General features: G+C 53.7%; 12 protein-coding genes. 5 read left to right on the forward strand and 7 right to left on the reverse strand.

Translation table 11 applies throughout. The features are described from left to right. The first annotated feature begins 17 nt into the window (after window positions 1-17). From FE848_RS15125 to FE848_RS15140, 4 genes are all read left to right on the forward strand, one after another. Window positions 18-581: a TRAP transporter small permease gene (locus tag FE848_RS15125; protein ID WP_200204690.1), complete on the forward strand. Its 564-nt coding sequence runs from the start codon at window positions 18-20 to the stop codon at window positions 579-581. After that, the gene (locus FE848_RS15130; protein ID WP_200204691.1) at window positions 581-1,852 is read left to right on the forward strand and encodes a TRAP transporter large permease; all 1,272 of its coding nucleotides are present in this window, start codon (window positions 581-583) and stop codon (window positions 1,850-1,852) included. Before FE848_RS15125 ends, FE848_RS15130 begins: the two co-directional genes overlap by 1 nt. 99 nt (window positions 1,853-1,951) lie before the next feature. Further along, window positions 1,952-2,404, forward strand: a complete 453-nt coding sequence (locus FE848_RS15135) for a DUF302 domain-containing protein (protein ID WP_200204692.1) — start codon at window positions 1,952-1,954, stop codon at window positions 2,402-2,404. A gap of 374 nt (window positions 2,405-2,778) precedes the next feature. Continuing rightward, complete coding sequence (locus tag FE848_RS15140) at window positions 2,779-3,027, forward strand: PcfJ domain-containing protein (protein WP_320159520.1); 249 nt, start codon at window positions 2,779-2,781, stop codon at window positions 3,025-3,027. 92 nt (window positions 3,028-3,119) lie between these two features. On the opposite strand, the gene FE848_RS15145 is transcribed toward FE848_RS15140, so the two are convergent. From FE848_RS15145 to FE848_RS15165, 5 genes are all read right to left on the reverse strand, one after another. Continuing rightward, window positions 3,120-3,917, reverse strand: a complete 798-nt coding sequence (locus tag FE848_RS15145) for an alpha/beta hydrolase (RefSeq protein ID WP_200204694.1) — start codon at window positions 3,915-3,917, stop codon at window positions 3,120-3,122. A gap of 30 nt (window positions 3,918-3,947) precedes the next feature. Continuing rightward, the gene (locus FE848_RS15150) at window positions 3,948-5,453 is read right to left on the reverse strand and encodes a flavin-containing monooxygenase (RefSeq protein ID WP_200204695.1); all 1,506 of its coding nucleotides are present in this window, start codon (window positions 5,451-5,453) and stop codon (window positions 3,948-3,950) included. Window positions 5,454-5,602: 149 nt separating this feature from the next. Next, the gene (locus tag FE848_RS15155; protein ID WP_200204696.1) at window positions 5,603-7,300 is read right to left on the reverse strand and encodes a GMC family oxidoreductase; all 1,698 of its coding nucleotides are present in this window, start codon (window positions 7,298-7,300) and stop codon (window positions 5,603-5,605) included. Next, the gene (locus FE848_RS15160) at window positions 7,228-8,883 is read right to left on the reverse strand and encodes an acetolactate synthase large subunit (RefSeq protein WP_200204697.1); all 1,656 of its coding nucleotides are present in this window, start codon (window positions 8,881-8,883) and stop codon (window positions 7,228-7,230) included. The genes FE848_RS15155 and FE848_RS15160 overlap by 73 nt, the downstream gene beginning before the upstream one ends. A gap of 53 nt (window positions 8,884-8,936) precedes the next feature. Then, window positions 8,937-10,550, reverse strand: coding sequence for an FAD-dependent oxidoreductase (locus FE848_RS15165; protein WP_200204698.1), 1,614 nt, complete (start codon window positions 10,548-10,550; stop codon window positions 8,937-8,939). 146 nt (window positions 10,551-10,696) lie between these two features. Here FE848_RS15165 and FE848_RS15170 point away from each other — a divergent pair, with 146 nt between their 5' ends. Then, the gene (locus FE848_RS15170; RefSeq protein WP_200204699.1) at window positions 10,697-11,746 is read left to right on the forward strand and encodes a helix-turn-helix domain-containing protein; all 1,050 of its coding nucleotides are present in this window, start codon (window positions 10,697-10,699) and stop codon (window positions 11,744-11,746) included. Here FE848_RS15170 and FE848_RS15175 read toward each other — a convergent pair. After that, window positions 11,730-13,469: an N-acyl-D-amino-acid deacylase family protein gene (locus FE848_RS15175; protein WP_200204700.1), complete on the reverse strand. Its 1,740-nt coding sequence runs from the start codon at window positions 13,467-13,469 to the stop codon at window positions 11,730-11,732. The genes FE848_RS15170 and FE848_RS15175 overlap by 17 nt on opposite strands. Before the next feature lie 64 nt (window positions 13,470-13,533). After that, window positions 13,534-14,175, reverse strand: a complete 642-nt coding sequence (locus tag FE848_RS15180; protein WP_200204701.1) for a FadR/GntR family transcriptional regulator — start codon at window positions 14,173-14,175, stop codon at window positions 13,534-13,536. Window positions 14,176-14,423 lie beyond the last annotated feature (248 nt).

The raw sequence follows: 14,423 nt of genomic DNA on the forward strand, positions 1-14,423 counted from the left end.
TGTTGTCGGGATTATCCATGTCAACTAACAACGCCACATCAAAAGACCCGCAGGCCTGGCGCGCGAGCCATCCCTCCGCCTGGGTGCGTATAAATCATGCAGTCGTTACCCTTTGCGGGCGACTCGCTGCAGCCTTGTTTGTAGTGATTGCGGCCATGATCACCTATGAAGTCATTGCCCGTTACGTCTTCCTGTCCCCCACTATCTGGGTAGAAGACCTGTCACTGCTATGTCAGATCTGGGCTTCCTGCCTGGGCGCAAGCTGGCTACTTCAGCACCAGGCGCTGATCCGCATCGACATGTTGATCGGCCGCTTTGGCCCTCGTATGCGAGCTGTTGCAGAACTGTGGTCGTTGCTTATCGTTGCGTTGTTTTCGGGCTGGGTAACCTGGTACGGCGTGTACATCGTGAAGGATGCAATCGCCATTAATGCCGCCTCAGCCTCCATGTTAGGTATGCCGATGTGGATCACAAAAAGTGCCATTCCAGTGGGTTTTGGCCTTCTTTTTATTCAATGTCTCACAGAGGCTGCGCTTGTACTAACAGGGCATATTCAGCCTGCTGAAGAGGTTCACGTCTGATGACTGTTGCTCTGATTATATTCGCCCTGTTGATGTTGTTGCTTTCCGGAGTACCGGTTGGATTTGTACTGGGTGGGCTTGGGCTTGGCATGCTGCTACTGGCCGACATGTCACCTTTAATGGTGCCCATGGCCATGTATTCCTCATTCGACAGCTTTATTTTGCTGTCTGTACCGCTCTTCCTCTTGATGTCTAACATCCTGCTGCAAGGTGGCGTTGGTAAAGACTTGTTCAACGCCGTTCAAACCTGGGTTGGGCATTGGCCCGGCGGTTTGGGAATCGCCACCATCGCCTCGTGCACTATTTTTTCGGCAATTTCCGGGTCGTCTGTTGCCACTGCCGCAACCATTGGCAGTGTTGCCATCAAAGAGATGACCGATCGCGGATACCACCGCCCCTTTGTGTTGGGCTTGATTGCCGCGGGCGGCACGCTCGGCATACTTATTCCGCCGTCGATCCCGATGATCGTGTACGGTGTTATTACCGAGGAATCCATTGTTGACCTGTTCCTGGCCGGTATTATTCCGGGCCTGATTATGGCCGGCAGTTTTATCATTTTCAGCTTCCTGTACGCGACGCTTGGCAAGGCCTGCACACCAGTGCCCAAGGCCACTAAAAGTGAACGTCTTGCAGCCACCTGGCGGGCTCTGCCCATCATCATTCTGGCCGTCATTATTATTGGTGGAATCTATGCAGGCGTGTTCACGCCGACAGAATCCGCAGCCATCGGCGTGGCTCTCTCGTTGATCATTGTTCTCGCATTGAAAACAATGAACTGGGAGCGCTTTAAGAAAGCCTGCATCGACACCATGAAAACCACGATCACCATATTCATCATCATGGCGGGTGCCAAAGTGTTTGGTAAGGCCATTACCCTCTACCAAATCCCGCAAGACATCTCGATGTTCGTCACCATGCACATTGGCAGTGCTGGCCTGTTCATCCTGGCGGTGTGCCTGGTATTACTGGTGATGGGATTCTTCCTGGAGTCCATCTCTATGCTGTTGATCATGATGCCGGTGCTCTACCCTTCATTGGCACCACTTGGCATAGACCCCATCTGGTTCGGCATCATTTTCGTGATCATGATCGAATGCGCTTTGATAACCCCTCCCGTAGGGCTAAACCTGTTCGTAATACAGGCTGTCGCCGGGGGCAGAGTGATGGATGTGGTGCGAGGCGTGTGGCCATTTATCATCATGATGTTCGGCTGCCTGCTGATTGTTTACTTCTTCCCTATCGTGGCGCTTTACTTGCCCTTTTATCTATAGCGAGGACGGGCCAAGTGATAGTCTGAATTGAAAACCACGTGCGACAGTAGATCGTACTAAATGCACACACATGAACGAACATCGTCATCGAGGTAGATCATGAAGACATTCAAGTACGTTGTTGCACTGTTCCTGGTTGTGGCTTTCTCCCAAGCCCAAGCAGCGGATGGCCTGATTACGGTTAAGAGCCCTTACAGCGCTCAAGCAACCATGAACAAGTTCGAAGACGTTGTTAAAAGCAAAGGCTTGAACGTTTTCGCGCGCATAGATCATGCGGCAGGGGCAGAAAAAGCAGGTATGGCGCTCAGGCCTACTGAGTTGCTGATTTTTGGCAATGCACAGGGCGGAACCCCATTCATGAAATGCGCGCAGACTGTCGCGATCGATCTGCCTCTCAAGGCGCTGGTTTGGGAGGACGAATCAGGACAGGTATGGTTGGGCTACAACGATCCAACCTATTTGGCCAAGCGCCATGACGTTCCTGAATGCGCGGTAGCTGAAAAGCTTCGCGGGGCATTGGCTGGTTTTGTGAAGATGACATTAACGCCTTAGCATGGCTGAGCCAACCCTTGACGATCCTGTCAATTCTGAACATCAGGTAGTGTTCGACCTCAGCACCATCCTGAAATACCCAATTCAGTTAATTGTTCAGAGTTGGCACTCTGCCATGCCGCTCCGTTGGTTCAGCCGGAATTCCCTGGGAACTAGAGGATATCATTAAGGCACTGAGACAGCCTGAACACGGCCGCCGGAATTGTACAAAGGCTGGAACAGCTGCGTTCCAGACCGGCACTGCAAGAGCTGCACGACCGTTTGGTCCAGCGCTTTAACAGCATGGGGTCTGAGCAAAAACGGGCCGCCCGTGCTGCGGCACTTGAGCAGGAACATGGGGATTACCCAACGCTCCCTTACCCGCCATCGAAGGCATTGAACCACTCACATCGCGGTTAGAGCTGTTGGATGAAGGTTCCACAATGCATCATTGCACGGGCAGCTACGATACGTTTATTGCACAGGGAGAGGTGTTTATCTACCGCATGACAGCGCCGCAGCGGCTGACTATTTCTCTCGAGCAGCGAAATAACACCTGGGTTGTTGGTGAAGTACGCGGGAGCCGAAATGCTAACCCTTCGCAAGCCGCTATGGATATCGTGAGGCGCTGGGTTGAGCTTTAGGGCGCAAATAAACCAGCCGATCCTTCAATCACCGATAGAATTGAGCCTTCCGGGAATCACACATTTAAAGGCATAAAATTCACCGGGAAAAGCTACCCCTGCTGGACCTTCAGCCATTTGAATATCTCAGTACGAATCATTGGGAAGTAGGCCCCTCCCACGGTCCAGTGGCAGCAACTCTCTATTTCCACTAGTGACGCCTGTGCACCGAAACGTTTGGCGATGCTACGCTGGATATTGATGGGGGTGATTCGATCCGCAGTGCCACCCACAATGAGAACCGGGCATTTGATATTCTGTGTGTTCACATGTGTTGCAGACCTGCTTCTCAACAAAGACCCGACGCTGATCTGAAATGTAGCCATGCCAGATTCGTATGTACAGCTTTCGTAGATTTCCTTCTGCACAGAGCGGCTTTGGGCATTGGCGATACCATACTCCACGTTGGCAAGCCCGACTTCCGTAACACTATTCCACAAAGGAAAACGAAACAGATTGCGGCCCAAAGTGCGAATTGCTGACCAACTCAGGCCATTTATACCTGCCGGGGGCGCGGAGGATAAAAGAACCAGTCGTTGGCAGGGTACCTGGGCGGCCACCAACTGGGCCAAGAGTGCGCCCATTGAATGTCCCACCAGAATTGGCGGGGAGTCGAGACGCTTTACCTGCTCTACAATATATGCGACGTACTCCTGCACGCGTGTTTTAGCCAGTTTCGAACGACTGGCCGCTGTATGCTCTTTTTTGGGAAAATGGTATGGCAGGCGCAGAGAATCCACAGTGTATCCCTGATACACAAATGCTTCGTTCACATCTCGCAATGTCTCTTCATTGCTCCACATTCCATGAATCAGCATTACCGGCGGTTTGCCACTGCGTCCCCTGTTCATAACCCTTCCCTTTTCTATCGCAGTTTGGCTTTAAGCTGTTCTGGCCTGCTGAAGAACATCTGACTCCCGGGCTGAAGCGGAAGCCGCAGTTTCAAACTGCATATTCCCATCATCCACAGGGTCGTTAACCAGCATTTTTTTATCCTTGCCGTAGTGCATGGTTATCCTCCAGGGATCTGCCTTACCCTGCCGAGGCATTTTATCGATTGCCCGCACGATATACCCGGGTGCAAACCCATCCAGCACACTGGCATCGGTCGCGTTATTTCCTGTGTCTACTGCGGTTGCAACAGACACTCCTGTTTTATCCATGTGAGCAAGCAATCGGCACAAGTAGCGCCCGCCAATATCGCACTTTAGGGTCCAGGGCGCGTTGGTATACCCGAAAATCCACCCGTAGTTTGGTACATCCTGAATAAGGATACCTTTGTAAGCCATTTTTCTGGGCAGATTCACCTCCTCGTTGTCGATGCTGAGTGTCGATCCCCCCATCAACTGAACCTCCAGGCCAGTCGCAGCAACAACAATATCTGCGTCGATATGCTGGCCGGATTTCAACACGATACCTGTTTCATCAAAATGATCTATATGGTCGGTTACGATGTCCGCCTTGCCCGAACGCAAACTTTCAAAAAAGTCGCCATCGGGCGCAGCGCACAAGCGTTGATCCCAAGGCATGTACTCAGGTGTAAGGTGGCGTTTATCAACGTTTGGGGCATGTTTGTACATATGCGACAAAAACATCTTGCGCATCGGTTTAGGCCAGCGCTGGCAGGCGAGATATAGAGCACGCTGGAATAGAATGTTGCGCCGGCGGGCGAGCTTGAATACCCAGGCTTTTGGCAAAAACCTGTTCAACACCATGGATATTTTATCGGTGTTCGGCAGGGACATAATGTAGCTGGGTGAGCGTTGCACCATGGTGACTTTTGCAGCTTTATCCGCCATGGCGGGCACCAGTGTTATGGCTGTAGCGCCACTGCCGATAACCACCACTTTTTTGCCACTATAGTCGAAACCTTCCGGCAAACTCTGAGGGTGAACGATATCCCCTTTAAAGACTTCTTCCTTTGGAAAATCCGGACGGTAGCCCTGATCGAAGTTGTAATACCCGGCACAGTTAACCAGGAAGTTACAGCTCACCACCTTCTCTTCGCCCGTTGCTTCCTTCACGGAAGAAAGAACCCACTTTTGGTCTTTGGTCGACCAGTTAGAGTTTTTGAGTTTCAGGCCAAATTTGATCTTGTCGTACAACCCGAACTCTTCTGCCGTTTCACGTACGTACTCGCGAATATCGCCGCCTTGGGCCAATACGTTATCGGAATGCCAAGGCTTGAAGTTAAATCCGAAGCTGGCCATGTCAGAATCGGAGCGTATACCTGGGTAACGGAACAAATCCCAGGTGCCTCCCACATTTTCCCGGCGCTCCAGTATCGCCAGGGACTTTCCGGGGTGTTCCCGCGCAATGTGGCATGCCGTGCCAATGCCGGAGAGCCCGGCACCGATAATAATAATGTCGTAGTGTTCAATGGCCACCTGAGTTTCCTTTTTGTTATTCGTCAACCAATGGTAACTCTGATTCTCTCAAAGGCAGTTGCGACAATATCGACAAAACAAGACAGATTTTTGATATAACACGACAGTCTGTCGCCATAGTGGCAAATCACAGATTAACCGGGAGTCGCTCACAGCCCAATTGCCGACGGATTAAGAATGCTGTGCGCGCCCTTCTCGGCAATCATCACCGTAGGTGCATGAATATTGCTGCCGGTGATAGTGGGCATCACAGAGGAATCGATAACCCTCAGCCGTTCCACTCCATGTACCCGCAGCTCAGCATCCACTACAGCCATGACACCCTTACCCATGTTACAGGTGCCAGCAGTGTGGTAGACCGTCTCCACATGGTCCCTCACCCACTGGGTCAATTCCTCATCGCTCTGGATCTCCGGCCCCGGGCTTTCCTCACCGCCATGGAAAGGTTTCATGGCGGGCTGGGACAGAATGCTTCGGCCCAAGCGAATGCCCCGCACCAACGCATCAAGCTCCTTTTTCTGATCAAAGTAGTTGGCCTGAATAACCGGAGCTGCAAAAGGATCGGAACTGCGCAACAAAACACGCCCACGGCTTTCCGGACGCAGGTGGCAGATGTGCAGCACGAAGCCCGCAAGCATGGATGTAAACAGGCCACGCCCATGGGGCTGCATGCGTATGGCGGCAAACTGCAACTGCAGATCCGGGATTGGCTCGCTGGGCTGCGAGCGCACGAAGCCACCGCAGTCCGTGGGGGTAAACACGAAATTTTTCTGCCTGAGCATCCGCATGAAAAACGCCATGCTGTTGCGAGTTGGAGCCACCGCCAGCGAGGTGCCGGTTTTGTCCCGGCAGCGAATGATGACATCGGGATGATCCTGCAAATTCTCACCAACACCTTGCAGATCATGGACCAAGGGGATGCCGTGGGCTTCCAGTTCCCCGGCCGGGCCAACACCGGAGAGTTTTAGCAGCTGCGGTGAGTTGATAACGCCCGCGCTGAGAATAACCTCTTTGGCCGCGTTCAGGATTTCGCGAGGCCCCTTGGGCCCGTTGCGGCCAATTTCAACGCCAGTCGCAACCCTGCCCTCAAAGCAGATCCGGGTAACATGCACGCCCGTCAAAACCGTGAGGTTGGGCCGGCCCGCGGCTTCATCCAGAAACGAGTAAGCGCTGTTGGCCCGCTGCCCCGAAGGGGTCTGTGTTACCTGGAAAAAACCACAGCCTTCCTGCTCTGCATCATTGAAATCCTTTTTGACGGCCTGGCCAGCTTCACCACAGGCCTTCACAAAAGCCTCGCTAACAGGAAAATGGTAGTTGGTATCCACAACATCCATGGTCCCCTGATCGCCATGCCAGTCGTTCGCTCCACGCCCTTGCCGCTCCGAATGGCAGAACCAGGGTAATACACTCTGGTAATCCCAGCCGCGATTACCCAATGATGCCCAGTGGTTGTAATCCTCCGGATGGCCCCGGGTGTAAATCATGGCATTGATTGAACTGGACCCGCCCAGTGCGCGCCCCCGTGGCCAGAAAAACGGGCGGTTGCCGGTGCGTGCTTCAGGCTCGGTGTGATAACGCCAGTTGTAGGTGCGGCTATTCATCAACATCAGCATGTTCAGGGGGTTACAGTTGCGTATCCAGTGTGTGCGGTCGCTGGGGCCAGCCTCCAGAAGGCAAACCCGGTTTCCCGGATCTGCTGACAGTCTGTTGGCCAATACACAGCCGGCAGATCCGGCGCCGATGATGATGTAGTCGTACATGGCGGCTCCCGGTATCAGGGTGCGATCTTGTTTTTCAGGGTACGGGTTACCGACACAGGCAAGCTCGGTAACGAACGCAACACCCAAGGTAGGATTTTTCTTTTCAAGCCACTCAGGGATTCCGGCACCATGGCCTCGATCAAGTGGGGGCCCGGCTGTGACAGGGCGTAGTCAAGGGCATGATTGAAGGCCTCGGCGGTGTCAACCCGCACGCCGTGAACTCCCATACCTTGGGCCAATTGGGCGAAGTTCAGCACAGGGCCATTCAGATCCAACTGGGATTTGGCCTTGTCGCCCACCTCTTCAGCGCCTACACGCTCCAGCTCTATATTCAGCACCGAGTAAGACGCATTGTTGAAAATAATGGTGGTGACATTCAACTGCTCACGGGCCATGGTCCACAGGGCTTGAATGGTATACATAGCCGTGCCGTCGCCGATCAATGCAATCACCGGGCGTTCCGGACAGGCAATCGCGGCGCCGACAGCGTTGGGCAGGCCCTGGCCAATGGCCCCTCCGGTAAGGGCAATCATGTCATGACGAGGCGAACCTGCGGTCATGGCATTCAACATTAACCCGGAGGTGATGGCCTCATCGATAATAATGGCGTTCTCTGGGAGGTAGTGGCCAACTGCTTTACAGACTTTCGGCGCGGAAAGGCGACCACGGGGTGCCGATGGGCGCTGTAGCTGCTGCAATTCGGGCTGAGCTTTGTCAGCTCCCAGTGCCGCGGCTAGCTTTTCAAGGCTGCCCCGGGCGTCCTGTTCGGGGCTGGACAAGGTGTGAACGGTGCAACTATCCGGTACGAGATAACTCTTTTTCCCGGGATAGGCAAAGAAGGAAACGGGCGCTTTGCTGTCCACCAGTATCAGGTGATCAATGTCGGCCAGTTGCACGCCTGCCAGTTCCGCCAGATAGGCAACTCTTTCAACCGGAGGCAGGCCTTCGCCGCGCTCTATGCGTGTCGGAAAGGTTTCTGCCAAAAGCTTCACACCTTTAGCGGCGGCGATTTTAGCGGCTGCCATGAGAGCCGGTTCCCGCAGAGCTCGGCCACCCAGCAGCAGCGCTGTCTTTTTTCCGGAGCGAACGGCATCAACCGCAGCTTGAATGGCGCTATCGCCGGCAGTTGGAGACTCAACTTGTTTGGGCACAACCGAGGGGCTACCACCCTCTCCCCACGAAACATCTGCGGGCAGGATCAGCGTAGCCACCTGGCCGGGCAGTCCGCGGGCTGTCGTTATGGCATCGACGGCATCTTTGCACAATTCGGCCGTGGTTTGAGATGTGCGGACAAAACCCGGTGACACATTACGGGCAACGGTTTCGATATCCGACTGGAGCTGCGCATCGTATTTCACATGGTCGATCGCGTGATCACCAACAATGTTTACCACCGGCACCTTGCCTTTGCGCGCATTGTGCAAGTTGGCCAAGCCGTTGCCTAATCCGCAGCCCAAGTGCAGAAGTGTCACTGCTGGCTTGTCAGCCATCCGGGCGTAACCATCAGCCGCACCAGTTGCCACGCCTTCAAACAGTGCCAGCACGGCGCGCATTTTTGGTTCATCATCCAGCGCTGCCACAAAGTGCATTTCGCTGGTACCAGGGTTGCTAAAACAGACTTCGATACCCGCGTCCACCAGGGTTTTCATCAGGGCTTGCGCACCGTTCATCTTTATTCTCCTTGTTATTTTCTATCAGTATTCGGCTAGCTTCTTTACCTGGATTAGGTGCTCGAAACGATCGACCGCGCTGCTGCTCTGGCAGTCAAAATACAACCAGGCAAAAAAGTGCCTTCCAGAGACCGCTTGCCGTTACAGCCGCCGCCACCGAAACCGGCGGCTTCACCCACACAGTAGAGCCCTGATATCGGTTGGTTGTCTGGGCCAAGGGCGCGGGATTGCAGGTCAGTACGCAAGCCACCAAGGCTTTTGCGGGTAATCAATTGCATGCGCACGGCGATAAACGGCCCGGCACCTTTCTTTTGCAGTGGCGCAGGCTTGCAGGTACGCAATTTATCCGGCCCCCACTGGCGGGCATGAAGAATACGGCGAATCTGATCGTCATTTTCCAGCTTGCTGCCCGCGGCAAAATTCGCATCGAAAGCATCAGCCGTAGCCTGCAGTGTGGCCGGATCGACATCGTGGGAGCGGGTCAGCGCATTCATTTTTCCTGTCAGCTCTTCGAGTGTGTCAGCAACCAGGAAATCATCACTTTCACGGGCCATTTGTTTGACCAGGTTATGGTTGCCGGTCAGGGTCTCGAACACAAAACGAATCAACTGCTTGTCGCGTATTCTGTGATTGTGTTCGGCTCCGGAGATGGCGAATTCCTTGGCGGCAATACGCCAGTTCAACAGGTGCCAGGTCCAGGGTTTTTCCTGCTCGGCAACACGTTGGCAAAGCCAATGGGTGTCAAAGCCGGTCACCAGCGGCTCCGGGCCGATTCGCTTGCCTTTGTGATCAAGCCACAAGGCAGATTTGCAAGGAATGGTCGATAAGCCGTGGCCTTTAAAATGGGGATACGGATGGGGAAAGCCGGCGGCGTAGTTCCACATTTCACCCGCATTAACGATATTTCCACCCAGTTTGTTGGCCACTTCGTGGTGCAGCTTGCCATCAGCGTATGGGTGGGCACCGTTCAGCATGGTTTTTGGCATGGGCCGATCTTTCGGCCAGTTAGCACGGGTTTGCTGGTGGTTGCCGTTGATTCCGCCAGTAGCCACCACTACCGTCTGCGCCGTTAAATGGATCGGCTCACCGGTTTTATCATTGCTGCCAATGGCTCCGGTAACGCGACCATCACTGCTCTCCAACGAACTGATACTGTGCTGATGCAATACCGTGAGGCGATTTCCCTCGGCGGCATCCTCCATAGCCGAAATCAGAGTTCGGGTGAGCTCTCGGGAAGTTCCAAACACTATGTGATAGCGCGGCACACTATTCCCTTCGCCTAGTCGACCCCGCTCAACCCAGTTCACTGCAGGCAAAAACTTGATGCCTTCGGCTTTCAGCCAGTCGTAGACCTCGCTGCAGGAATTCTCCACATAGTAACGAGCCCAGGCCAGGGAGTGCTCGTCGCTGGTGTCCAGCTCACCAAAGCTGATCCAGTCTTTGAGGGCACGCTCGGGATTATCCGGAATACCCATTTTTCGTTGCAATGGTGTGCCGACCAGAGCCATGCCGCCAAACGCCCACAACGCCAGCCCGCCCAAACGCTCTGGTGTATCCCTGTCTACCAGCGTGACGGTTTTGCCCGCCCGAAGGAGCTCCAGCGCGGTGACGATACCGGCTATACCTCCGCCAATAACAAGCGTGTCTGCAGTAACATGGCTGGCCATAAAGAATCTCCTTGGGGCAAGTAGAACATCAACCTTGGTTGGCCGTTAGGATAACCAGATTAGAACAGATCAACCTTATTTACTTGACCAAAGGCGAATCACAATTTGACAATACACGAACATAAGTCATTTTCAGGACAGGCGTCATGCAATATTTTGCACGCAGCGGTGCGTTAGTGGGCTTTCCCGAACTGGTGCGTAGTTATGGCGAGCACCCCTACCGCTTGATGCGGGAGGTCGGCCTGAGCCCAGCGGTCCTGAAAGATACCGATCTGTATATTCCTTACACGAGCCTGGCAGCGCTGTTGGCCCTGGCTGCAGAACGATGCTGTGCACCGGAATTTGGCGCCCGGCTTGGGTATCGTCAGGGCTTGGAAGCAGTGGGCGCACTGGGATCATTGATGTGCATGCAGTCCACTATTGCAGATGCAGTGCGCATTCTGCTGAGAAATCTCGCCTTTCACGCTCACGGCGTCCAGATTGATGTGGATATCAGTGGGCCGGTGTTGGAAATGCGGATGGCATTCGCGTTTGAAGCCCGTACGGACTGCCACCAACTGATGGCACTCAGTTTGGCGCTGCTGGTCAGTGGCACAAAGCAACTGAATGCGGGAGCCCCGCGGCCGGAAGAAGTGGAATTGACCGCACGCGATAACGGAAATTTCGAGGCATACCGGGCCTTCTTCGGCCCGAACCTGCAATTTGGTGGGCTCGAAAACCGCGTTCAATTTCCTGCATCAATCCTGCATCTGCCCGTTCTGGCCACAAACGATGTGCGCCAGCGTATCAGTCAGCAGTGGCAAAAGAGCCAGCCCCAACTCAAGGTAACTGGCCTGCGCTCACAAGTAGACAGAACCATCACAGCCCTGCTCCCCACTGCCGAATGCAGCCTGGATACCGTTGCCCGTGTATTGGGCAGCCATCCACGAAGTTTGCAGAACCGCTTGAAATCCGAGAACACCAGTTTTGGCGAGCGCCTGAGGGTTAACCGCCAGCGCCTGGCTTGCCAGTACCTGAAAAACACAGACATTGATCTGTCCCAGCTCGCAATGAGCCTGGGCTATACGGACCTGGCGCCATTTAGCCGGGCTTTTAAAACATGGAAAGGATGCTCGCCGCGGGCTTGGCGCAAACAAGCCCGATCTGGCTCTGTGGATTTCGAAGTGCCTGCAGACCCGGTTAACGGGCGGGAATAAACGTACCGTAGCCCATCTCGCGACCAAACTCCGGCAAGAACTGCTCATCATCCACCGCCAGTTTTCCATTGATCATAACGGTTTTCACAATACCCGGGTTACGGTTAACCAGTCTTTGAAGATCGAAGTTTTCCATTTCGCCCCAGGACACGTCTTCCAGATTCTGGTCAAAGCCTGAGGGATCCAGCACCACCAGATCGGCTCGGTCACCTACCCGGATCTTACCGGCTTCTATACCAAACCAATCGGCTTGATCGCCTGTCAAACGGTGAACAGCCTGCTCCATGGTCATTACCGGATCGCCCTCGTCGATGGACTCCTGGACCAGCTTCAACATGCGCAACGGCAGGTTGTAGAACGCCATATTACGGATATGGGCACCGGCATCGCTGAAGGTAATAAGTGTAGTGGGGTCTTTAACCAGCTGTTTGAGAACCTGTTTTCGGTGGTTTCCGACAGTGGTGTACCAGCGTATTTTCTTACCGAACTCCACCACCAGGTCGAGAAACAAATCCACCACATGAATACCGCGCGCCTTTGCTACTTCTTCAAAGTTCTTACCGATCAGTGATTCATCAGGGCAATCGATGATCATGGCATCACCGAAATCCCTCTGCCAAACCCGAGGGCTCAGTTTTTCACCATAGAACTTCCGGAAATTACGACGGTATTCCTCGCTTTTCAGCAAGTCATTTCGCTCGACCGCATCTTTCAAATCCAGAGCCATTTCCCCGGCTCCAAACTCTTCAAAGAACACAACATCAATACCGTCTGCGTAAACCGTGAAAGGTGTAGGCAGCACCTGCCAGCGGAAGTCTCCCCGCAAGGCATTGGTAAACATGGATGTTAGCTTGGTGAGAGTTGTTAGCGCGGCGCTGCCTTTCAAATCCATCTGGCTGATCAAGGTGGTTTTTAACGGCCGCCGTAACAACCCCACACACTCCCGCACATATTGCAGAATCTGCAAGGGCGTAGCAGCATTCGGCGCGCCTTGATGCACCCGATTATACTGGCGCACCAACTTGTTTAAACGTGCGACCTCACCCCACTTGGCGTAAGTGCTGGGCAAGCTCTTTGACCACTCCCGATCACCATCCACCTTGTCCCACTTAAGGCACATGGTCGACAGGCCGAGAAACCCTTCATCAAGCGCCTCTTTCAGCAAACGCTCCATGGTCCGCATTTCTTCTTCGGTGGGCTGGACGGCCAAATCTGTGGCTCGGCTTAATCCCATCACCCCAACTCGCATGTCGCTGTGGCCCAGCAAGCTGACAACATTCGGGCCAAGGGGCATCTGCTTGATGTGCTCTACCCACTGTTTTGGGGTCGTCCAGGTTTTGTGCTCTTTCAGGATCGGCAGCACCCGTTCCCTCGGCACGGTTTCAACGCGGGTAAAAATGTCTGAGGCATCCTCATAATCACTGCAGATCATGCTTAGCGAGCAACTACCCACCAGCACCGTCGTTACGCCATGACGAACCGATTCAGAAAGGCTCGGGCTCACCAGCAATTCGGCATCGTAATGGGTATGAGTATCCAGAAATCCCGGCGTAACCCATTTGCCATTGGCATCGATTACGCGGGTTGCCTGATCATGGGGAATAGGGTCTGCAGTCACTTTTGCAATACGGCCATCTTTGACCGCCAGATTGCGAATGGAAGATGGTGCGCCAGTGCCGTCGAAGTACCGGCCGCCTTCGATGATAAAGTCGTACGGGGTCATCGCGTTATCTCTTTTTGGATCTTGTTATTGTAGGTATTCGATCTTATCAGGATAACTGAGAGTTTTACTCGGTAACTCCTTCAAACATTCTCCGTCGAGCATTCTCCAAGTGTTCGCGCATGCTCTCCCCTGCCTTATGTTCATCCTTTTCGGCAATAGCATTTACTATAGCCAGATGTTCGTCCTGGACTATTCTCAAACGCTTCTCTGGCGCAAGCAACGACAGGCCTCGCGTTATATTCATGCCTTCCTTGATACTTTCATGGAGGGACTTGAGAACAGTAGCGTAATAGTGATTGCTCGATGCCTCAGTAATCGCCAGATGAAGCTCGAAGTCTTCGTTCGTTGCCAGGTAATGCTTGCTATTTGCCTGATTGATGGCTTCGTACTTTTCCCATATGCGCTTTAGCTGCTCATCCGTTCTTCTAATTGCAGCCAGGGAGGCCGCGCTGGACTCTACATTGGTACGAAATTCAAAACACCGCTGGATATCTGCAATGCTGGCTATGCGCGCAAACTCTAACACTGCACTATCTGGGCGATTAATTACAAAGCTGCCTGACCCACGACGGGAGATAACCAGGTTATCCTCACGCAAGCGTGCAAGCGCCTCTCTCAATATGGGGCGAGAAACATTAAATGATTTCCCGGTCGGGCCCTTAATACTGGCCGTGATCCTTGGCCCCATCATTGAGAGGAACTTCATGCGCTCAATCATTAAGGCCAACGGGGACCTAACGGCCTTTGTTGATCGGCCGATTGCAATAACGCTAGCGGTTGCCGCTACCTTGATCTGGGGAATGATTGTGGCAAACGGTATTGCCTCTAGCCGGACTAAAAGCAGGTTGTCCTTCAATTAGTAAGCAGGGCTACTCTGAACCACGCGGGGTTTGTGTAGATGCACCCCCCACTTTTAGTGGGGGGGGGGGTACCGGGCAACCTAAAGAGCTGGTC

It is taken from the genome of Marinobacter sp. 1-3A, assembly GCF_016597775.1.
GTDB classification, from domain to species: Bacteria; Pseudomonadota; Gammaproteobacteria; order Pseudomonadales; family Oleiphilaceae; genus Marinobacter; species Marinobacter xiaoshiensis.